This is a genomic window from Kitasatospora sp. NPDC029312 (assembly GCF_055569215.1).
In genome coordinates this window covers 50,056-70,270 of sequence record NZ_JBVHXY010000019.1, presented here as the reverse complement: position 1 = coordinate 70,270, position 20,215 = coordinate 50,056, and the positions used below count along the sequence as shown (strand labels likewise).

The 20,215-nt window shown below is 71.3% G+C and carries 17 protein-coding genes and 1 pseudogene; 13 read left to right on the top strand and 5 right to left on the bottom strand.

Annotated features, from left to right (window positions below):
* The first annotated feature begins 161 nt into the window (after nucleotides 1–161).
* From ACZ4WV_RS17760 to ACZ4WV_RS17745, 4 genes are all read left to right on the top strand, one after another.
* On the top strand, nucleotides 162–1,502 hold the full coding sequence (locus ACZ4WV_RS17760) for a cytochrome P450 (RefSeq protein ID WP_465747612.1): 1,341 nt from the start codon (nucleotides 162–164) through the stop codon (nucleotides 1,500–1,502).
* Nucleotides 1,489–2,682 (top strand): cytochrome P450, encoded by a 1,194-nt coding sequence (locus ACZ4WV_RS17755; protein WP_465747610.1) that lies wholly within the window; start codon nucleotides 1,489–1,491, stop codon nucleotides 2,680–2,682. The genes ACZ4WV_RS17760 and ACZ4WV_RS17755 overlap by 14 nt, the downstream gene beginning before the upstream one ends.
* A gap of 158 nt (nucleotides 2,683–2,840) precedes the next feature.
* Complete coding sequence (locus ACZ4WV_RS17750) at nucleotides 2,841–3,362, top strand: hypothetical protein (protein WP_465747609.1); 522 nt, start codon at nucleotides 2,841–2,843, stop codon at nucleotides 3,360–3,362.
* A 4-nt stretch (nucleotides 3,363–3,366) separates the two neighbouring features.
* Nucleotides 3,367–4,680, top strand: coding sequence for a condensation domain-containing protein (locus tag ACZ4WV_RS17745; protein ID WP_465747608.1), 1,314 nt, complete (start codon nucleotides 3,367–3,369; stop codon nucleotides 4,678–4,680).
* Nucleotides 4,681–4,704: 24 nt separating this feature from the next.
* Here the strand turns inward: ACZ4WV_RS17745 and ACZ4WV_RS17740 are convergent, their stop codons facing one another.
* A complete protein-coding gene (locus tag ACZ4WV_RS17740; RefSeq protein WP_465747606.1) occupies nucleotides 4,705–6,147 on the bottom strand; it encodes an MFS transporter in 1,443 nt (480 codons plus the stop codon).
* 103 nt (nucleotides 6,148–6,250) lie between these two features.
* Here ACZ4WV_RS17740 and car point away from each other — a divergent pair, with 103 nt between their 5' ends.
* The 3 genes from car (at nucleotide 6,251) to ACZ4WV_RS17725 (ending at nucleotide 13,202) form a co-directional block, all read left to right on the top strand.
* Entirely contained in the window at nucleotides 6,251–9,679 is a 3,429-nt protein-coding gene (car, locus tag ACZ4WV_RS17735) for a carboxylic acid reductase (RefSeq protein ID WP_465747604.1), read from the top strand.
* Nucleotides 9,680–10,241: 562 nt separating this feature from the next.
* Nucleotides 10,242–10,994, top strand: coding sequence for a hypothetical protein (locus ACZ4WV_RS17730; RefSeq protein WP_465747602.1), 753 nt, complete (start codon nucleotides 10,242–10,244; stop codon nucleotides 10,992–10,994).
* Nucleotides 10,995–11,039: 45 nt separating this feature from the next.
* A complete protein-coding gene (locus ACZ4WV_RS17725; RefSeq protein ID WP_465747600.1) occupies nucleotides 11,040–13,202 on the top strand; it encodes a bifunctional polysaccharide deacetylase/glycosyltransferase family 2 protein in 2,163 nt (720 codons plus the stop codon).
* On the opposite strand, the gene ACZ4WV_RS17720 is transcribed toward ACZ4WV_RS17725, so the two are convergent.
* Nucleotides 13,169–13,585 (bottom strand): G1 family glutamic endopeptidase, encoded by a 417-nt coding sequence (locus ACZ4WV_RS17720; RefSeq protein WP_465747598.1) that lies wholly within the window; start codon nucleotides 13,583–13,585, stop codon nucleotides 13,169–13,171. The two genes, ACZ4WV_RS17725 and ACZ4WV_RS17720, sit on opposite strands and share 34 nt — an antisense overlap.
* Before the next feature lie 45 nt (nucleotides 13,586–13,630).
* Here ACZ4WV_RS17720 and ACZ4WV_RS17715 point away from each other — a divergent pair, with 45 nt between their 5' ends.
* The 6 genes and pseudogenes from ACZ4WV_RS17715 to ACZ4WV_RS17690 all read left to right on the top strand — a co-directional run bounded on the left by ACZ4WV_RS17715 (nucleotide 13,631) and on the right by ACZ4WV_RS17690 (nucleotide 16,794).
* On the top strand, nucleotides 13,631–14,221 hold the full coding sequence (locus ACZ4WV_RS17715; protein ID WP_465747596.1) for a DUF6939 family protein: 591 nt from the start codon (nucleotides 13,631–13,633) through the stop codon (nucleotides 14,219–14,221).
* Between the two features lie 253 nt (nucleotides 14,222–14,474).
* On the top strand, nucleotides 14,475–15,068 hold the full coding sequence (locus tag ACZ4WV_RS17710) for a hypothetical protein (RefSeq protein ID WP_465747594.1): 594 nt from the start codon (nucleotides 14,475–14,477) through the stop codon (nucleotides 15,066–15,068).
* A 449-nt stretch (nucleotides 15,069–15,517) separates the two neighbouring features.
* Nucleotides 15,518–15,889, top strand: coding sequence for a phage holin family protein (locus ACZ4WV_RS17705; protein ID WP_465747721.1), 372 nt, complete (start codon nucleotides 15,518–15,520; stop codon nucleotides 15,887–15,889).
* A complete protein-coding gene (locus ACZ4WV_RS17700; RefSeq protein ID WP_465747592.1) occupies nucleotides 15,886–16,368 on the top strand; it encodes a DUF3618 domain-containing protein in 483 nt (160 codons plus the stop codon). Before ACZ4WV_RS17705 ends, ACZ4WV_RS17700 begins: the two co-directional genes overlap by 4 nt.
* Nucleotides 16,369–16,387: 19 nt before the next feature.
* Nucleotides 16,388–16,486: pseudogene (locus ACZ4WV_RS17695) on the top strand (DUF4235 domain-containing protein); the annotation flags it as partial.
* Between the two features lie 11 nt (nucleotides 16,487–16,497).
* Nucleotides 16,498–16,794 (top strand): hypothetical protein, encoded by a 297-nt coding sequence (locus ACZ4WV_RS17690; protein WP_465747590.1) that lies wholly within the window; start codon nucleotides 16,498–16,500, stop codon nucleotides 16,792–16,794.
* Between the two features lie 39 nt (nucleotides 16,795–16,833).
* Here the strand turns inward: ACZ4WV_RS17690 and ACZ4WV_RS17685 are convergent, their stop codons facing one another.
* From ACZ4WV_RS17685 to ACZ4WV_RS17675, 3 genes are all read right to left on the bottom strand, one after another.
* Nucleotides 16,834–17,049, bottom strand: coding sequence for a hypothetical protein (locus ACZ4WV_RS17685; protein ID WP_465747588.1), 216 nt, complete (start codon nucleotides 17,047–17,049; stop codon nucleotides 16,834–16,836).
* A gap of 919 nt (nucleotides 17,050–17,968) precedes the next feature.
* Nucleotides 17,969–18,646 (bottom strand): NAD(P)H-binding protein, encoded by a 678-nt coding sequence (locus ACZ4WV_RS17680; RefSeq protein ID WP_465747586.1) that lies wholly within the window; start codon nucleotides 18,644–18,646, stop codon nucleotides 17,969–17,971.
* Between the two features lie 438 nt (nucleotides 18,647–19,084).
* Complete coding sequence (locus ACZ4WV_RS17675; RefSeq protein WP_465747584.1) at nucleotides 19,085–20,089, bottom strand: AI-2E family transporter; 1,005 nt, start codon at nucleotides 20,087–20,089, stop codon at nucleotides 19,085–19,087.
* Nucleotides 20,090–20,215 lie beyond the last annotated feature (126 nt).

The following is a 20,215-nucleotide window of genomic DNA, read 5'->3' as shown; positions in this document are numbered from 1 at the left end:
GTTCGGTGGACAGGTCAGGGTCTAGTGGGCTCGTCCGATCCTCGGATGGTCCGCCTTTCGGACTCGTATCCCCTTGGCCGGAGTGCTGTGGCCTTTACCGGAACGCAGGCATGGGCTGGCTAGGGTTTGCTCCGTCACGACCACGAGACGAGGGAGGGCGGGTGCCAGCGTCTACGGTGAGCCCGGTGCGGCGGATCGGCCTGCCGGTGCACTGCCGGGATCTTCAGCCCGACTACCGGACCTGGCGCGAGGCCGGGCCGGTGCAGCGGGTGGAGTTCCCGGACGGGATGCGGGTCTGGGTGGTGACGCGTTACGACGAGGTGCTGGCGCTGCTGCGGGCAGAGGGCTTCACCCGGGACTGGGGTGCTGCGCCCTGCCCGGCCTACGGCTATGGCGAGCGCCGCCATGGAGAGGACTACTTCGCGGCCCGGCCGGGCAACCTGTTCAACTCGGACGGCGCTGACCACCGACGGTTATTCCGGCTGGTCGCACCGTACTTCGGCCGGAGACGAATCGAGGGACTCCAGCCGTTCGTCGACTCGGTCGTCCGCGACGTGGTCGGGCGGCTCGCCGGGCGCCGGACGATGGATCTGGTCGCCGACTTCGCCGTCCCGATCCCCTTGCGCGTAGTCGGCCGGCTGATCGGCATCCGGGACGAGCTGCTGCCGGCCCTCGCCGAGCACGTGCACGTGGTCAGCGGCTGGACCGACCCGGAGAGCGAGCCCTGGCGCCACTCGATGCTGGCACTGCACCGGCTCACCCTGCGGATCATGCGCGAGCCGAGGCCGGGCGGAGACGGCAGCTTGATCGCCACGCTGCTTGATGCCCAGGCCGAACAGGGCTCGATCAACCGGTCCGAGATCTCCTCGATGATCAAGATTCTGCTGGCCACCGGGTACGAGACGACCGCCGCGCTGCTGGCCAACGGCGCGTTGGCGATGATCGGTGACCCGGCGGTCCGTCAGCAGCTCGCCGGTGGCCGGGACACCGAGGCCTGCGTGGCCGAACTGCTGCGCTGGCAGCCCCCTTCGCCCTGGGGGCAGATCCGCATTGCCCTGCGGGACCTGACCTTCGCCGGAGTACGGATCAAGGCCGGTGACCTGGTCTATCCGCTCCTCGCGGCGGCCAACCGCGACCCGGCCCGCTACACGGCGCCCGACCGCTTCGATCCCGGCCGCTTCGATCCCGACCGGGGTGAGACTGGGCACCTGTCGTTCGGGCGCGGCCTCCGCCGTTGCCTGGGCACGCCGCTGGCCCTCGCCGTCGCGACCACTGCTCTGCCCGCGCTGGCCGAGCGGCTGCCTCCGGTACGCCTGACCGTCCCGTTGAACCGGCTCGACTGGCACGGGCTGATGCACGTCCGCAAGCTGCAGCGCCTGCCCGTCCGGGTGGACGGCCCCGAGCTGTGCCAGGAGCGGTACGACGCGGCGAGCCTGCAGCGGTACGACGACACGGCACGCCGGGGCAGAACGACGCGGGAGGCCGGCCGTGACCGGGCTTGACAGCCGCAACGCCCTGCTGGCGGCCCTCAACCGCCCCTCGGCCCTGGCCGATCCGTACCCGCTGCTGCGCCGTCTGCGGGAGGCCTCCCCGGCGATGGTCGGTCCCGGCGGCACGATGCTGCTGGTCGCACGCCACCGCGACTGCGACCTGCTGCTGCGAGACCAAGCCATGTCCAGCGACTACCGGCGCGCTCCCACACTGGCCTCGGTGCGGCACACCCGCATGTTCGTCACCCTCGATCCGCCCGACCACACCCGGCTGCGCCGGCTGGTGAGCAAGGCGTTCACCCCGCGCGCGGCCGCCGCGCTCGAACCGCGCATCCGCGCGACCGTCGCCGAGCTGCTCTCCGCCGTCGATCCGGCCGCCTTCGACGTGGTGAGCGGGTTGGCGTACCCGCTGCCGCTGCGCATCATCTGCGAGCTGCTGGGCGTCCCGCGCGGTGATCACGGTCTGTTCGCAGACTGGTCGGAGCGGCTGACCCAGAGCCTGGACGCGCTGATGTTCCGGGGCGACCTGGCGGATCGGGACCAGGCGCAGCGCGAGTTCTCCGCCTATTTCGCGGAGTTGATCGCCTACCGGCGAGGCCGGGACGGCTCGGATCTGCTCTCGCGGCTGATCCGGGTCGAGGAGGGCGGTGACCGGCTCACCGAGGACGAACTCGTCAGCACCCTGATCCTGCTGCTGACCGCCGGGCACGAGACCATCGCCAACCTGATCGGCAACACCCTGCTGGCGCTGCTGCGTCACCCGGATCAGTACGCCGCGCTGTGCGCCGACCCGGCGCTTGCGGCGGGCGCGGTGGAGGAGACCCTGCGCTACGACCCGCCGGTGCAGCTGGTCGCCCGAACAGTGCGCGGCGGCTACCGGATCGGGGAGCTCGACCTTCCTGATCGCACGATCGTCCTGGTGTTGCTCGGTGCGACCGGACGTGATCCGGACACCTTCCCGGAGCCGAACCGGTACGACCTCAAACGGGGGCCGGCCGGGCATCTGGCCTTCTCGGCCGGGCCGCACTTCTGCCTTGGCGCCGGGTTGGCCCGGTTGCAGACCACGGTGGTGTTCGAGGCCCTTGCCACCCGGATTGCCGACCCGGAACTGGTCGAGGTGTTGCACCGCCCGAACGTCGTGATGCGCGGGCCGAGCCGGCTGGTGATCCGGGCAGGAGGGATCACATGCTGACCCTGACGGCCATCGGGGTGAAGCTGTGACGTGGCGGCCAAAGCCTCGTTGAACAGCGGTAAGAGCGCAGAGCGATGAGTGACGAGAGGAACAGGATCATGATTCTCCCCCGGCTGAGGTGGGCCGCCGTCCTGGCGTCCACAAGCACGCTTGTCGCCATGGCCCTTGCGGGCGCCGCGCCCGTCCAGGCAGCCGCGAGCGAGCGGGCCGCGCCCGCCGACAACCTGGTCTGTGTCGGCCACATGACCGTGCACCTCGCCACTCCCGTGACCAACACGCCGACCCAGGACACCTTCGAGGTCAAGGGCGCGATGGACGACTGCATGTCCCCCACCGGCAAGAACCCGAAAATCCACCACGGTACCTTCACCATGACCGGCGAGGGCGTGCTCAGCTGCACCGAGTTGGAGACCTACACGCTGAGCCAGGACTTCGTCTGGTTGGACGCCCAGGGGAAGGAGCTGGGCAAGACACACGTAGCGGCCAGCGGTACGGGCAAGGGCGACCCAGTCAACCACGAGATGCTGAACGCCAACCGGGGGATCGCCTCCTCCGACAGCACCCGTTTCGCCGGTCAGGAGGTCGTGGCCGACTTCGCCCCCAAGTCCGCCGTCGGCTCCTGCACCGAGGGCAAGAACGACCTGGCCGGCAGCATCCAGGTGTCCATCCACCCCGCGTAGCCCCATGCACCCCCCTTACGGACTCCAACGCGAACTGCTCGGCCGGGCCGAACCGGACGAGCAGGGCCGCCCGCGGTTCCACGACTTCCCGAAGGCGTGGGCGGCCTACGAGCTGACCGGCGCGGTCGACCGCGCGACGCTGCGAGACGCGTTGGACGCCGTGTTCGCCGGGGTGGACGTCTTCCGGCAGGCCCTCCCCGGCACGGGGACGGCCTGCCCCGCGGCCAAGGCCCCACGACACCTCTGCCACGCGTACGACAGCGTCCAGGAGGCCGAATTCCGGTTCCGCGCCGCCCTCCTGCCCCTCCTGTTCGACCCCGGGGACCTAGCGGCAGGGGCACGGCCGTTCAGCCTCACCGTGCATGCGCCAGGCCGGACGCTGCTCGCCCTTGGCGCGGACCACGCCTTCCTCGACGGCTACTCGCTGTCCGTCCTGCTGCGAGCGGTGTCGCGTGACTACCAGGCCCGGTTGCGTGGTGAGGAGATCACGCCGCTACCGGCTGCCGTGCCGCTACTGACGTCCTGGTACCGGAATCCGGCCGAACGCGCCGACCTGGCCCGGCACTTCGCTGCCTGCCCGGCCCCGACCACCGGGCTCGGCATCCCCGGTGCCCCGGACCTGCCCCCCGAGCGGTGGGAGGCGCACGACACCTATCAGTTCCTCGTACCGGCCGAGGACGCGGAGCCGCTGCGAGCCTGGTGCGCACAGCGGGCGGTGACACTCTCGGCAGCCTGGCGGGTGCTGGTGCAGTTCACCGCCTCTGCCCGGCGCCAGGACGAGGAGCCGGTGCCGATGCTGTACGCGCGGCTGGGGCGGCCGGGACGGGACGCGCTGCGGACGGTCGGACCATTCTTCGAATCGACCGTGGCCCTGCCCGGACCGAGACTCGCTGGCGCCTTCGACACCTGGGTCGAGAGGGCAGCAGACCCCACCACCGAGGCCCCGCCGCTGCTCGGGTCGTGGCTCAGCGACTTCACCGGACAACGACGGCTGGATCTGTACCGGTTGGTGTCGTTCAACTACCTGCCGCTGCCGAGGCCCGTTCGGCTGGAAAGCACGACCGTCGCGCCGGTGGGCGGGGCACTGCTGGCCGGCCTGGCGCCCCAGCCCCCGCAGCGGCTCGAAAAACGCAACGGAGTCCATGTGGTGGTGTACCGGCTCACGGCCGGGCGGTTCGGCGTACAGGTGCGGACGGACCCGAGGGTTGCAGGACCGGCGCGAGGCTTCGGGCTGGCGCTGAGCCGGGCGGTCGGATCGTTGGGCGCCGGGGCGCCGGCGGCTGAAGTGCGGCGCTCGGTGGCGGACGCCTGGCGCTGACACCAGGCGCCCGCCATGAGTGCGTCACTGCCCGGTGGCGGAAGGTTCCCGAGGCAGTAGCACCCAGGCCGTCACGAGCGCCACCGCGAAGACGGTCGCCGCGACCAGAAACCCGGCCCGCAGCGCCGCCGCAGTGTCCTGCGCGCGCAGCGCGGGCAGCACCGCGTGCTCGTTGGCCAGGACAACCGCGCCGACCACGGCCACGCCCAGCGCGCCCCCCAACTGCCGCACCGTGTGGACGATCCCGGACGCCTGCGGCCGCTCCTGAGCGGGCACCCGGCCGAGCGCGTCGGTGTTCACCGGGGCGAGGACCAGGCCGAGGCCGAGGCCGACCAGCACCAGGCCCGGCAGCTTCGACACGTACACGATGTGCGGCATGTCCAGCGCCCACTGGAGCGCCCCCGTCGTGGCGAGGACGAGCCCGACCAGCACCGGCGCGCGCACACCCGAGCGGTCATACCAGCGGCCCGCAAGCTGAGCACCCGCCATCAGCGGAACGATCAGGGCCAGCGAGGCGAGCGCGGCTTGCACCGGGCTAAAGCCCAGTAGGTTCTGGGTGTAGAGCGCGGCGTACACCGCCAGCGCGAGCAGGCTGAACTGGGTGGCCAGCAGCACCACCAGGTCACCTGCGAAGGCGCGGTGCCGCAGCAGCCGGAGCCGGACCAGTGGATCGGCCGAGCGCAGCTGCACGAGCGTGAACGCTGCCGTGACGGCCAGACCGGCGGCCAGGGTGAGCAGGGTGCGCGGCGAATGCCAGCCCCACGAAGCCGACCGCTGAAGCGCGTACACCGTGGCACCGACACCCCCGACGAGCAGCGCGCCGTGCCCGGGCGAGACGGAGAGCGTGGGATTCGCCGGGTCGGCGGGGCGGGCACGGCGCACCAGAAGGAGTACGGCGACACCGACCGGCAGGTTGACCCAGAACACCGCGCGCCAGCCGACCCACTCGGTCAGCGCTCCGCCGAGCAGTGGGCCGAGCGCCAGGAAGAGCTGGCTGACGCCCACGTAGACACCCATCGCCCGCCCACGCACCGCGAGCGGGAAGGCGGCCATCACGAGACTGGCGCTCACCGGCACCATCAGCGCCGCCCCAAGGCCCTGAACCGCCCGCGCGGAGATCAGCCACCCCTCGCCCGCCCAACCCGTGGGGGCGAGGCCACAGCAGGTGGAGGCGAGGCAGAAGACCCACACGCCGAGCCGGAAGGTCGTGACCGGCCCGTACTTGGTGCCGAGCCGGCCGGCCAGTGCGACCGTGGTGGCCAGAGCCAGCACGTACGCGCTGACGACCCACTGCTGCCCGCTCGAGGTCAGCGGCAGCTCACGCCCCATCGTCGCCAGCGCGACCGACACGACCGTCTCGTCCAGCATGATCATCGACAGGCTGCCCGTCATGGCCGCCAGAACGAGCCACGCGGCCCGGGTCGGCCGCCCCGTTGCGGCCGGCGCCCGCATCATTACCTCGGTCATGCCCTCGCTCCTCCGCTGATACCTTTGGCGGACACGATAAGCGACCGATCGGGCACGTTCGGCTACCAGGCGAGTTGCAGGGCACGGGAAGTTGGTGGGGCCGGTGGATGACGAGCAGTTGCGCAGTGCGCTGCCGCTGGAGTCGGTCGGGGAGGCCTTGCGCGGTGCCAAGGACGGGCTGGCGCGGGCAGTGGATGCGGTCATGCGGGGATACATGGAGCGCTCGGCACTGGCTGAACGGGCGCGGGAACCGGTGGTCGACCAGGCATCGGGCCGGCTGTCGTTGCGGTTGCTGCCGCGCTTCGCGACGGTCAGCTACGGCGAGCTGTGGGAGCAGGCCGGGGCGGTGGCCGCCGAGTGGCAGCACCACGGGCTGGGAGCCGGGGACTTCGTTGCGTTGTACGGCTGCACCGGCGTTGACTACGCGGTGCTCGACTTGGCCTGCCTGCGGTTGGGTGCCGTCTGCGTGCCGCTGCAATCCGGCGCACCGGTAGCCCAACTGGCGTCGATCCTTGCGGAGACCGCGCCGCGAGTAATGGCAGCAAGTCTTGAAATCCTCGATCGTGCGATTGAGTTGGTGTTGTCGAGCGAGTCGAGGCCGCGGTTGGTGGTGTTCGACCGCCACTCGGAGGCGGACGACGGGAGGCTGGAGGCCGCGCGGCGGCAGCTTACCGTGGTCGACTCCCTTGCCGAGGTGGTCGAACGCGGCCGCAGTCTGCCAGAGGCCCCCCTCGCCCGGCCAGAGCAGGGCGAGGATCCGATGCGGCTAATCGTCTACACCTCCGGCAGTACCGGGGCACCGAAGGGCGCCATCTACACCGAGCGGATGTTGCACCGGCTCTGGGCCGGCTGGGGCCCGGCGCAAGGCGAGCTGCCCGTCCTCGATCTCGGCTACCTGCCCCTGAGCCACACGGCCGGACGGACCTCGCTGTACCGCACGCTCGGGCGCGGCGGCACTTCCTACTTCACCTCGACGAGCGACCTCTCGACGCTGTTCGAGGACCTTGCACTCGCCCGGCCGACGCAGCTACTGCTGGTGCCGCGCATCTGCGACCTGCTCTATCAGGAGTACCAGCGCGAATCATCCCGCCGCGCGCCGGAGTTCTCCGACTCCGGCGCGCTGGACGCTGCCGTCAAGGCCGACCTGCGCGAGCGGGTCCTCGGCGGCCGGGTACTGCAGGCGACCTTCAGCGGCGCGCCCGTTGCGTCCGAGCTGAAGCGGTTCGTGGAGTCCTGCCTCGGGCTTCCGGTGCATGACGCCTTCGGCTCGACCGAGACGGGCTGCCTCCTGATCGACTCCCGCGTTCAGCGACCGCCGGTAACCGAGTACAAGCTCGTCGACGTTCCCGAACTCGGCTACTACACCACGGATTTGCCTCACCCACGGGGTGAACTGCTGGTCAGGACAGAGGCCGCGGCCCCAGGGTATTACCGTCAGCCCGAGGCCACGGCTGCGATCTTCGACGCGGACGGCTTCTACCGGACCGGCGACATCATGGCCGAAACCGGCCCGGACCAGCTCGTCTACGTCGACCGCCGCACCAGCGTGCTGAAGCTGGCGCAGGGCGAGTTCGTCACGATCTCCCGACTGGAGAGCGTATTCGTCACCAGCCCGCTCGTCCGGCAGATCTACATGTACGGGAACAGCGAGCGTGACTGCCTGCTGGCGGTGATCGTGCCTACCGAGGAGGCGCTGAGGCAGGCCACGAGCAGCGAGTCGCTCCGGCGGGCGCTGGGCGAGTCGCTGCAGCTGGTCGCCAGGCAAGCCGGGTTGAAACCGCACGAAATGCCCCGTGATTTCCTGGTCGAGCCCGAGCCGTTCACCGTAGAGAACGGACTGCTGTCGGAGATCCGGAAGAATCTGCGACCACAACTGCAGGCCCGCTACGCAGAGCGCCTGGAACGGCGCTACGAACAGCTTGCGAGTAAGCAGCAGGACGCGCTGCGCGCCCTGCGCGAAGCCGGGCCCAGCCAGCCGGTGTTCGAGACGGTCCGCAATGCGGCCGCCGCGCTGTTGGGCCGCCTGGCCGCGGAGCTGAGCACGACCACGCGGTTCACCGAGCTGGGGGCGGATTCGCTGGCCGCGCTGTCACTCTCCCGACTGCTGCACGACATCTTCGAGGTCGAGACCCCGGTCGAGGTGCTGCTCGGCCCGGCGAACGACCTCCGGTCGATCGCGAAGCACATCGAGGCGGCACGCGCCTGCGGAGTCAAACGCCCGTCGTTCGCCCTGGTACACGGCCACAGCAGCACCGAGCTCTGCGCCGCCGACCTCACGCTGGAGAAGTTCATCGACGCCAGGACCCTCGGGACCGCACGTCGGCTGCCGCGCGCGGTGGGGGAGCGGACGGTCTTGCTGACCGGGGCCAACGGTTACCTGGGTCGCTTCTTGTGCCTGGACTGGCTGGAACGGCTGGCCGGCTCCGGTGGCAGGCTGATCTGCTTGGTCCGGGGTCGGGACACCGCCGAGGCCCGCCGTCGGCTGGACGCCGCCTTCGACACCGGTGATCCGGGATTGCGCCACCGATACTGGGAGTCGGCCCCGCACCACCTCGACGTGTTGGCCGGTGACATCAGTCAGGAACGGCTGGGTCTGGCCACGGACACCTGGACCCGGCTGGCCCAGGAGGTCGACCTGATCCTTCACCCGGCGGCGCTGGTCAACCACGTTCTGCCTTACGACCAGCTGTTCGGCCCCAACGTCCTCGGCACCGCCGAGCTGATCCGGCTCGCCCTCACCGGGAGGATCAAGCCGTTCACCTACCTGTCGACGGTCGGTGTGGCGGACCGGCTCGACCCTGCACGACTCGACGAGAGCGCCGACATTCGGCTGGTGAGCCCCGGACGTACTCTCGGCAACGAGTACGCCACCGGCTACGCGGCGGCCAAGTGGGCGGGCGAGGTACTGCTACGGGAGGCCCACGACACATGCGACCTGCCGGTGACCGTCCTCCGGTCGAGCCTGATCCTCGCCCACCGCCACCACACCGGCCAGCTGAACGTCCCCGATCTGTTCACCCGCCTGCTTTTCAGCCTCGCTGTGACCGGTATTGCCCCGGTCTCCTTCTACCGCACCGATGCCCAGGGGAACCGACAACGCGCCCACCTCGATGGCCTGCCCGTCGACTTCGTCACCCAGGCCGTCAACACCCTCGCCGCGCGAGGCACCGACGGCTACCAGACGTACCACGTGGTCAACCCGCACGACGACGGCATCTCGCTGGACACCTGCATCGACTGGCTGAGCGAGGCTGGCCGCACCCTCCACCGCATCGCTGACTACGACGACTGGTTCACTCGATTCGAGACCGCGCTACGTGCCCTGCCGGAATCGCAGCGGCGCCGCTCGCTGCTGCCCCTGCTGCACGCCTTCCGGCACCCCTCCGCACCAGTCTGCGGTTCGCCTGTCCCGTCCCAGCGCTTCGAACAGGCCGTCCGCGAGGCCAAAGACGGCGGCGAGGCCATCCCGCACCTCTCCGCCGAGCTGATCACCAAGTATCTGACCGACCTACGCGGGCGCGGCCTGCTGTGACGCCCGGCTGCTACACGGCCGGGCCCGGTCAGCTGACCGTAGGAGGAAGCACGAGGCCCGGCCGTGCCCCGCACGAGTGCCGCCGGCCCTACCTGTCCTTGCCGGGACGCCCCGGATTCGCCGGAAGGGCGCCTGGGTACGGAAGGACCGGATCACCGCGGACGACGACACTTTGAGCTGAGCGATGTTGGCGGCAGGCTCGGCTGAAGCACGTGGGAACCGGACCGGACCGGCACTGTCAGGACCGGACCAAAGCAACCCGTAGTGCGCCGGAACATGCCCTGCAGCGGAACCGGCAGCGCGCCGACTGCCCTGGCGGGTACGGCGCCGACGCTGCTCACCGGCGACAACCCGCGCGCCGCCGGACGAGGCGCCCCGCCCGGGCCGCCGCTCCCGCACACGGGGGCGGCGGCCCGTTGCTCAGAAACCTCAGGAGGGGTGTGACAATCCGCCGCGTGTCGGCGCTGAACAGTCGCGACCGGCGCACCGTCCGACCCGCCAGGGATCGGCGCATGCCGTCGTGGCAGCACGCGAACCGACGACACCCCCTGGATCCGACACCGTGACCGTCAAGCCGTACGACCCGTGGCCCGCCGCCGGGCAACAGTTCCGCCCCTCGCAGGTCCCGGGGCACCTCCCCGGCTCTGCGGACGACGAAGCGGTCGCCGGGGCCCCGACCGAGCGCTTCGTCGTTCCCGCCTACGCCGCCGAGCACTTCGCCGCTTCGGTCCACCCCGCCGAGTACCTCCCCGAGCCCGACGAGACGGACCCGCCCACCGCCGAACTACCGCCAGTCGCCCCCGCCGTAGACCCCCAGCCGGAACCTGCGCCCCCGCCGGTGTTCGTGGACGCCTCCGGCCGCCGGCAGCGCCGGATCCGCCGGCTCGGAGCGGTCCTGGCCGTCCCGGCGGGCGGGTACCTGGCCCTGCTGGCCAGCGCACTGCTCGGCGGCCCCACCGTGAACGCGCCGTTCCTCCCACTGCCCCAGCCGCCCGCGCCCAGCGCAACCGCCTCGGAGCCCACCCCGTCCGAGGCGCCGTCCGCCGCCCCGCAGGCCGCCGTCGCGCCCGACGCGGGACAGACGGAGGGACCTGCCCACCGGAGCGGCAGCACCGCAGTCGGCCTCCAGCATCCGCCCACGGCCGACACGGCAGCCCCGGCCCCAGCCCCGCACTCCCCGGCGGCCACCACCTCGCCCGTCCCGGCCACCACCCCGGCGGCACCTCCGGGCACCACGCCGACCGGCCCGGCCACCCCCACCCCCGGGCACGGCCGCCCGAGCACCGCACCGGGCAAGGGCCCCGGCAAACCCTGACGCCCGACCACAGCCCGAACCGTCCCCACCCCAGAAAGCAGCACCGTGAGCGCCGCCCGCCGCCGACGAGCCCCAGCCCCCGACCGCACCCGCCGAGGCCGGCGCGGCGTCGTCCGTCAGCGCCCGCTACGCACCCACTGGCTGCTGCTGACCGCCCTGCTGCTCACGCTCGTCGGCGCGTTGGTACTCCAGGGATACGCCCAGCACAGCTTCGACGAGCGGCCGGACCAGGCGGCCAAGCCCGCGGCCGCGGACGCCGTACCGCCGGCGATCCTCAACGGCGGCCCAGTGATCGACGGTGCCGCCCCGCAGCCGCGCAGCGCCTCCCCGGCGCCCGGCACCATCGCGCTGACCTTCGACGACGGCCCCGACCCGACCTGGACCCCGAAGATCCTGGACGCCCTGCACCGGGCCGGGGTGCACGCCACGTTCTTCGTGGTCGGCACCCAGGCCGCCGCCCACCCCGACCTGATCCGCCGGATCGTCGCCGAGGGGCACCAGATCGGCATCCACACCTTCACCCACACCGACCTCGGCGCCGCCGCCTCCTGGCGCCGCACGCTGGAACTGCGCGAGGCCCAGCTGACCGTGGCCGGGGCGGCCGGAGTCACCAGCTCGCTGCTGCGCCCGCCGTACTCCTCGACGCCCGAGGCCGTGGACGATCCCGGCTGGTCCGCGATCCAACAGGCCGGCCGCGAGGGTTACCTGACCGTGCTCACCACCCAGGACAGCGAGGACTGGCAACGCCCCGGCGTGCCCTCGATCGTCAGGGCGGCGACCGCCGGCACCGGCCACCAGGGGCAGGTCCTCCTGATGCACGACGCCGGCGGCGACCGCTCGCAGACCGTCGCCGCCCTCGACGGCGTGCTGAGCACGCTGAAGGCCCGCGGCTTCCGCTTCACCACCGTGAGCGACGCCGTCGGCCTGCCCGACCCGGTCCGCCCGGCCGGCACCGGCGACCACTGGCTCGGCCTGGCCCTGATCTGGCTGCTGACCGGCGGCAACGGGGTGCTCACCGCGCTGGACTGGCTGCTCTGGGCGGCGGGCGCGGTCAGCGTGCTGCGCGCGGTCGTCGTGCTGTACGCCGCCCACCGGCACAAGCGGATGCGCCGCCGCGGCTGGGGTGCGCCGGTCACCGAGCCGGTCAGCGTGATCGTCCCGGCGTACAACGAGGTCGCCGGGATCGAGCCCGCCGTCCGCTCTCTGCTGGCCTCCGACCACCCGGTCGAGGTGATCGTGGTCGACGACGGCTCCACCGACGGCACCGCCGACCTCGTGGAGTCGCTGGACCTGCCGTACGTCCGGGTGATCCGGCAGGAGAACGCCGGCAAGCCGGCCGCCCTCAACACCGGCATCGCCGCGGCCCGCGCCGAACTGCTGGTGATGGTCGACGGCGACACCGTCTTCGAGCCGGATGCCGTCCGGATGCTGGTGCAGCCGTTCGCCGATCCAACCGTGGGTGCCGTCTCCGGCAACGCCAAGGTGGTCAACCGGGCTGGCCTGCTGGGCCATTGGCAGCACATCGAGTACGTGGTCGGCTTCAACCTGGACCGCCGGCTGTTCGACCTCGCCGAGTGCATGCCCACCGTGCCGGGTGCGGTCGGCGCCTTCCGCCGCTCCGCGCTGCTGGCCGTCGGAGGCGTGGGCGAGGAGACCCTCGCCGAGGACACCGACCTGACCATGGCCATGTGCCGCGCCGGTTGGCGGGTGGTGTACGAGGAGCGGGCCAAGGCCTGGACGGAGGCCCCCGCCTCGCTGGGCGCCCTGTGGCGGCAGCGCTACCGCTGGTGCTACGGCACCCTGCAGGCGATGTGGAAGCACCGCGGCGCGCTCGTCCAGGGCGGGCAGGCCGGCAAGCTGGGCCGGCGCGGGCTGCTCTACCTGCTGATGTTCCAGGTGCTGCTGCCCCTGCTTGCCCCGGTCGTGGACGTCTTCGCGCTCTACGGGCTGGCCTTCCTCGACCCGGTCCGGATCATCGGCCTGTGGGCGGCCTTCCTGCTGGTGCAGATGCTGATGGGCGCGTACGCGTTCCGGCTGGACAAGGAGAAGCTCGGTCCGCTGTGGAGCCTGCCGTTCCAGCAGTTCGTCTACCGGCAATTGATGTACCTGGTGGTGATCCAGTCGGTCTTCACCGCGCTCGCGGGCTCCCGGCTCCGCTGGCAGCGGATGCAGCGCTACGGCACGCTCCGGGTGCCGGCGGGCGGCTGAGCCGGACGACCGACGGGTGGGCGGGAGTCGCGCAGATGCTTGCGCGGCCCCCCGCCGCCGTCCGTCAGCTGTGCTTCCGAGTCACCGAGAAAGAGCTGCCGCCGCTCAGCCCCGAGCTGGTGGCCTTGGTGGTCCCCCGGCCGTACGGTGCTGCTGAAGTCGGACGGGTACTGGGGGTACATCTCGTACCAGGCGGAGTACACCGGGGTGCCCCCGGAGCAGTCGGCCTCGGTGCCGGTCTGTTCGACCGTGCTGCTGCCGTCGCCGTCGAGGCCGACCCAGAAGCTGGACCAGGTGTTGGTGCCGTTGCAGGACCACCGCGGGCTGGACCCAGCTGGACGCCGCCCTGCTTGGTTCCGTGGGAAAGATGATGTCAGTGGCATCGGGGATGCTCGGTGGCTCATGTAACCGAGGCAGGGACCCTTCAGATGTCGATCCGTGTTGCCAGTCGTCGCCGTGCGATGACGTCACTGACCACCGCGTTCCCTGGTGCGGAGATCATCGACGTGACCTCCAGGGCACCCGAACCGTGGGTGCGGCTGAGTCCGTTCTACCCCCACGGCGGCATCCCCGTTCCCTACTGTGACGGCGTGACCAGTCAGTCCGTCGAAGGGATCTGGCAGGCCCTCAAGGTCTTCCAGGATTCCGATGTCGATCCCGCCAAGCTCCGGATCACCACGATGAAAGGGCTGAAGCGGACGGTGCGTCGACACGGCCCCGTCCAAGGCCACCGTAGCGGTCTGTACGGCGACCAACTGCTGCCCTATGAGACCGCTCGGCGCCGGATCTACCTGCCGGCCTACCGGTGGGTCCTCGAACACCGCGTCGCCGATCTGGTCGAGCGGCTGCGCGACAAGAAGGATGTCGTACTCCTGGACTACACGACCAACGGCGACGTCACCGATCCCGCCAGCCCGCTCTCCCACGCCGCGCTCATCCAACTCCACATAGAAGGCCGCTGGCCCGACGAGGGTGAGACCGATGCTGCCAACGCGGTCAGAATCCAGTGCGCTGAGTGATCCGGCGACGGGCGCGCCGGTCTTGTGGTGGTGCCGAATGACGGCGGGCCTGCGGCACAGGCCGGCGGCCGGCCGGTGTGGCTGTCGGATCCCTGCCATAGAGTCCACCGCCGTGACGACGCTAATGACCGCCATGAACTTCGGCGGCGGCGCCGTCTACGCCTTCACCTTCGCCTGCGAGCCCTGCACCGAGGCCGTCCTCCTGTGGCAGTGCTGACCGCGGGCAAGCGGACAACGACAAGGAGAGCAACCGGTGCCGAGTATCGACATCACGGTGTCCCAGGTCCGGCGGCTCCTGGATGCCTCGGACGAAGACACGGCCCTGTACGTGTCCCGGCACGACTGCATCCCTTGCATCGAGGTGGATGCCGGCGCCGTCCACCGGCCGCGGGAGAGAGTCGTCGCGACCCGCGGCGACCTGCTCCACTGGTACGGCGAGGATCACCCCGACCACCTCATCGAGGAGTACCTGCCAGAGCTCCAGAGTCGCGCGGACAAGGTGGCGACTGTCCTCCTCGCGGACACAAGCGCCCGCCCCGCCATCGGTCACACGGCCATCATCTCCACCACCGCCGAGATCGCGCGGGGCGAGTATTGCGACGTCATGGTGTCCGAAAACGCGCTCCACGACTACTGGCAGAGCGAGGACGGCCCGGTGGTCATCACGTCCCTCGGATTCGGCATCGCGCTCCGCCCGGTTGTCATCGGGGTGCGGGTCGACGAGCAGGATCTCGCGAAGGCGGAGAGCGCCGCGGCCGAGGTGCTACCGGCCCATGGCTGGACTGTTTCCGGCCCGTGGCATCCGGTCGGTGCCTCTCTCCATGCCTTGGTCGAACGTATCGCCTGAGCTTGTTCTTGGTCTGATCCGGTTGCGTTCGATGATGCTCTCGGGACGGTGGACGGTTCTGCCGACGTCGTAGTGGCGGGTCGCTGGTGTGAGTTCTGCTGGGCGCGCCGCCCCGCTGCCGGGCTGTTCTCGATGCTGCATCCCGGTTCGGGCGCAGCTGCTCTACTTCGGTCTGTGAGTGGTTGCGCGGCAATCACCCGGCGCTCCTTCGCGTGGGCGGCCCAAGTCCGGGCAGGAGGACAAGTGAAGCAGGCGGGCATGTCAGGCCGTACGACCGGGCTGAACTCGTCTGGTCGGGGTAAGCGTGCCCTCAACGGATGGTCGGGCGCATGGCGCGTTCCGGCTGGCAGAGCAGGAGCGCAGAGGGACAGGAGGTGACCGCTGTGTCGAGCACGCAGCAGCACCGTGCCGGGTCCGCCTCGAGCGTGGACCGATTGGGCCAGGAGCCGGTGGGTGAGCTGGTGCAGCGGGCCTCGCACCAGCTGACCGAGCTGGTGCGGGGGGAACTGCGCCTGGCGCGGGAGGAGATGAAGGAGAAGGGCCGGCGCTACGGCAAGGGCGGAGGCCTGTTCGGCGGCGCCGGGCTGGTCGGTTTCCTGATGGCGCAGGCGCTGGTCGCCACCGTGATCGCCGCGCTGGCGGTGACGCTGCCGGTATGGGCAGCCGGGCTGATCGTCACAGCGGTGCTCGGTGCGATCGCCGCGGTGCTGGCCGTGAGTGGAAAGAGACAGGTCGACAGGGCCGGGTCGGCCGTGCCCGAGCGGACCGTCGAGAACGTGAAGGCCGACGTGGCCGAGATCAAGGAGAGGGTACACCGATGACCCAGCCGCCTCACGACGAACCCATCGCCTCCAGCCCCGAGGAACTGCGCGAACAAGTCGAGCGGACCCGGGCCGAGCTCGGAGAGACGATCCAGGCGTTCGCGGCGAAGACCGATGTCAGGGCGCGCGCCCAGGAGAAGGCCGCCGAGGTCAAGGAGCAGGCTGCCGCGAAGGCAGGCGAGGTGAAGGAACAGGCCGCTCTCAAGGCCGGAGAATTGAAGGCGAGGGTCGCGGACCTGGCCCACCAGGTGCAGGACCGGCTGCCCGACCCGGTCAAGGACAAGGCCGCTCAGGCCGCCGGGCAGGCCCGGGCCAAGGCCGCCGAGGTCGGTCAGCTGTGGGAGGAGAAGGCACCCGAGCCGGTGCGGGAGAAGACCGCCCAGGTGGCGCCGCGGGCGCGAGCCAACCGCAAGGTGCTGGTGGCGGCAGCGGCGGCGGCCGCCGTGGTGTGGCTGGCCTGCCGCCGCCGGAAGGGGTGAGCCGGGTGAGGCATCGAAGATCGCCTACAAGCCGGTCGGTCTCGCGCTCGGCGACGTCGGTGGCATGGCCGCGGGAGTGCTGTTCCAGCAGACGTGGAAGGTGCTCGGCCACGACGAGGGAGGACTTCGATGTCGCGTCCGACGCTCTACGCCGTCGCTGCTTCCGGCGAGTGGTTCGACGAGGACGACAACACGCGGCTGCCCGCCGGTGAGGTCCACGCGTGGGAACGCGGGAAGAACCAGACCGTCTGTGGTCTTCCGCTGCACCGCGCCCACCTGCGCCGCTTCGCCCACGTGGGGTGGGCCGAGGTACAGCCGGCCAGCGGCGGGGCCGCCGACCGGGTCGCACGGGTCTGTCCCCGCTGTGCGGCCGGGGCCGGACCCCGGGTCCAGCCGTCCTGGCGCCGGAGCTCGCCCCGTCCCTGACGAGGGGGCGTGACCCTGCCTGCGGAGAGCAGCCGCTCTTCACGCCCTGCCGCACGCCCTCCTCGTCTCCCCGGCGACGAGGAGGGCGTGCCGTAGGGCGGCGGCGGCCTGCGCCTTGCGTTCCATCCGCCGGAAGCGTTCGTCGCGTTCCCGATCGTCGACGCCGTCGGGGAGCACGGGTTCCTTGAGCGCGACCTTGCGGCGCAGCCGTTCGGCGGTGGCCCTTCCACACCGTGCCCATACCGCCGCGCCCAAGGCGTTCGTGCAGTCGGTAGCGGCCGCTGATGAGCATGCCCGTCGTGGCGGTGCCGGCCGCCGTTCCCCCTGGATCGGTCATGACGGATATCTTGGCGAAGCCTGCGCTGACGGCCAATCCCGGGTGCGGCCGGCACGGCGCGGGTGCTCTCCCATCGGCCGGGGCGGGTCGCCCGACCGGGTGCGTTCGTTGTGGCATGGGCGCTGGCCCGGCGGCCCCGCTTCGGGGCGCCACCGGCCGGGAGATGGGAGCGGGGGAGGGGGCGGCAGACCGCCCCGGCACTCCTCCCTGCCGCCTACAGCTGCGACGGCCGCCCGCCCCCGGTTGCTGAGCGGGCGCAAGATGGGCGCGGACGGGCCGCGCTGGACCAGGTCCTCGATCGGGGGGTGCTGGCCGGGACGGCGGTGAGCATCTCGGCCGTGGCCGGGTTCTCCTCGGCGGCCAGCCGTAGGTCCGTCACCGCTGAGCGGACCCCGGCGGTTGCCGTCCCGACGACGACCAGCAGTCGCGGGGAGGATCGCCAGCGCCGCTCCCACGCCCGCCCCGAACCGTCCTCGCCGGCCTGCTTCCACAGTTGGGCGCAGGCCGTCAGCGGCACGGCGGCTGGACGGCGGGCCTGGGGGAAAGTCGCTGCCACTGCTGCGCTCTGTGCGGTGAGGTGCCAGGTTTTCGCCCAGCCGGCCTGTGGCAGGGTCACGAACTCGAGCCACCCCCGCGGCGTGCAGACGGGTCAGCCGCTTCCGGGGCTGCTTGATCAGGTCGGTGCACCCCGCGCGCCTCGACACGCCCACCTGTGCTGGAACGCGGTAGGTGTCATCTGCAGATGGCGGGCCCCCAGGCCACCGTCGGGCTCGCCCGCTTTCGCTGAACCCTCGTCGCGGACGCCCCCCCTAGCGACATCGCCCGGCGGTGGCTTACTCAGCGGTGGGCGTCACGTTGCCGGGCGACCCGGGCGACGGCCTCGGCAACGGGGGTGGTGCCGGAGGTGAGTTCGAGGACCCGGGGAGTTGTGGCATGGGTGGCGAGCAGGGCTGTGAGGACGGCGGCAACGTCGACCCGGTCGATTTCGCCGGGACCGGTGATTTCGGCGAGGTTGACCAGGCCGGTGCCCGGGCCGTCGCGGAACCAGGCGGGCCGCACCACGGTGCACTCCAGGGCGCGGCGGGACAGCAGGTTCTCGTCTGCGCGGCCCTTGGCCCGCAGGTACGTCTCGACGAGCGGGTCGGCGGGGTAGCGGCTGGCGGGGCCGGCGCCCATGGCGGAGAGCATGACGAACCGGCGCACGCCCGCGAGCTCGGCCGCGTCCGCGAGGGCGAGTGCCGCGTCGTGGTCGACCGGGTTCGCCCGCCCGGGCGCGTCGCCGAGCCCCGCGCCGGCGGCGAAGAGCACCGCGTCCGCGCCGGCCAGCCGGTGCGCGAGGTGTTCGGCGGTGGCCGTGGCCAAGTCCATGACCAGCGGCCGGGCTCCGGTGGCCAGCACGGCGGCGCTCTGTTCCGGGCGGCGGATGATCCCGTGGACTCCGTGGCCCTGGTCCGCCAGCAGACGGGAGACTTTGAGGGCGACCCTGCCGTGGCCGCCTGCGATAACAACGGACATGCCACTCACCGTAACGCCTCGAACACGCACATGTTCATCAAGCGGCTTCACCATCGTCGTCCGGGCTGCAGCGCTGCCCGACGCTGAGCGACGGCCACCACGCCGTAGGGCACCAGCTCGACGCCGGCCAACTGCACCCCTACGCGGCGGCCGCCGACCGGGCCGGCATGCCCGTGATCGAGGTCGGCCACTGCAATGGCCTCGGTGCCCCTCGCTCGAGCGCATGTTCAGGGGCCCTTGCGCCTGCACATGGTGCCCTGACTCCTGATGGCGCCACGGCGCGCCGGCGTGCCGTCGGACACGTCGACTTGGGGCAAGGGTCGCCTCCCCGCGGGCAGTCCTGCCGATCCCGCTGGTAGCGGTCTGCACGCAGTCGGCTGACGGGTCATCAATTCGGATTGCCGAGGTCACGATGGCGGAACTGCTCTCGACCGCCTTTCAGGCGCTGTCCATGCGGGGGAAGACGTACTCGTCGAGGACCAGGCCGAGCGCGACCGCGGCCGGAACCGCGACGAGTGCGCCGACGAGACCAAGCAGCGCGCCGCCCAGGAGGACCGCGATCACCGTCACGATGGGATGCACGTTCACCGCGAACTTCATGGCCCTGGGCATGATCAGGTAGTCCTCGAGGAGCCGGAAGGCGATGTAGAAGCCGGCGGTGGCGATGGCGATCGGCAGGGACACCGACAGCGCGACCAGGCTGACGACGATGCCCCCGATCGTCGAGCCCACCATGGGAACCAGGTCCATCAACGCGACGAACACGCCGAGCGCCCCCGCGTAGGGGACGCCGGTGGCCGCGCACCAGGCGAAGGTCGCCAGACCCGCGATGGCTGAGGTCAGGACATTGCCCAGCATGTAGCGGCCCGTCCGCTGGAGGATCTCCTCAGTGATCTCCTGCACCCCCTGACGCCGGCTGCGGGGAACGAACCGGTAGCAGAACGCTTTGATGACCGGCAGGGCCGCCATGACGTACACGGCGACGCTGACGACGATCACCGTGGCCGTCACGGTGCTCAGCAGCAGTTGGCCCGCGCCGAGCACGCCACCGAACACCCCGGAGGCCGAGCCCCCGGAAGCCAGCTGCTGTTTCGCCCGCTCCACCAGGTGGTAGCGGTCCTCGATCCGGCCCAGGGTCGACTGGTGGTCGTGGAGCTGCTGGAGCCAGCCGGGGATGGCATGGACCAGTGCGCTCACCTCGTCGCTGACCGGCGGGATGACCATCGCGAGCAGACCGGTCAGCAAGGCGGCCAGCCCACTCACCACGACCGTCACCGACCATGCCCGGCGCAGGCCGCGCCGCACCAGCCAGGCGACCACGGGCTCCAGGCTGACCGCGATGAACACGGCGAGCAGCAGCAACGTCAGCAGCGACGTCAGCTGGAACACCGCATCCACGACATTCCACGCCAGCAGTGCTCCCACGCCGAGCGAGAAGCCCACCCCGAACCACGACCTCCCTCGGGGCGGCCTCCGCTCGGCGCTCGGGATCCGGGTGCGCGGGCCGCTCCCCCGCCTGGCCGGTGTCAGATCGCGGGGGCTGTTCCCCGCAGGCTCGTCGGACTCCAC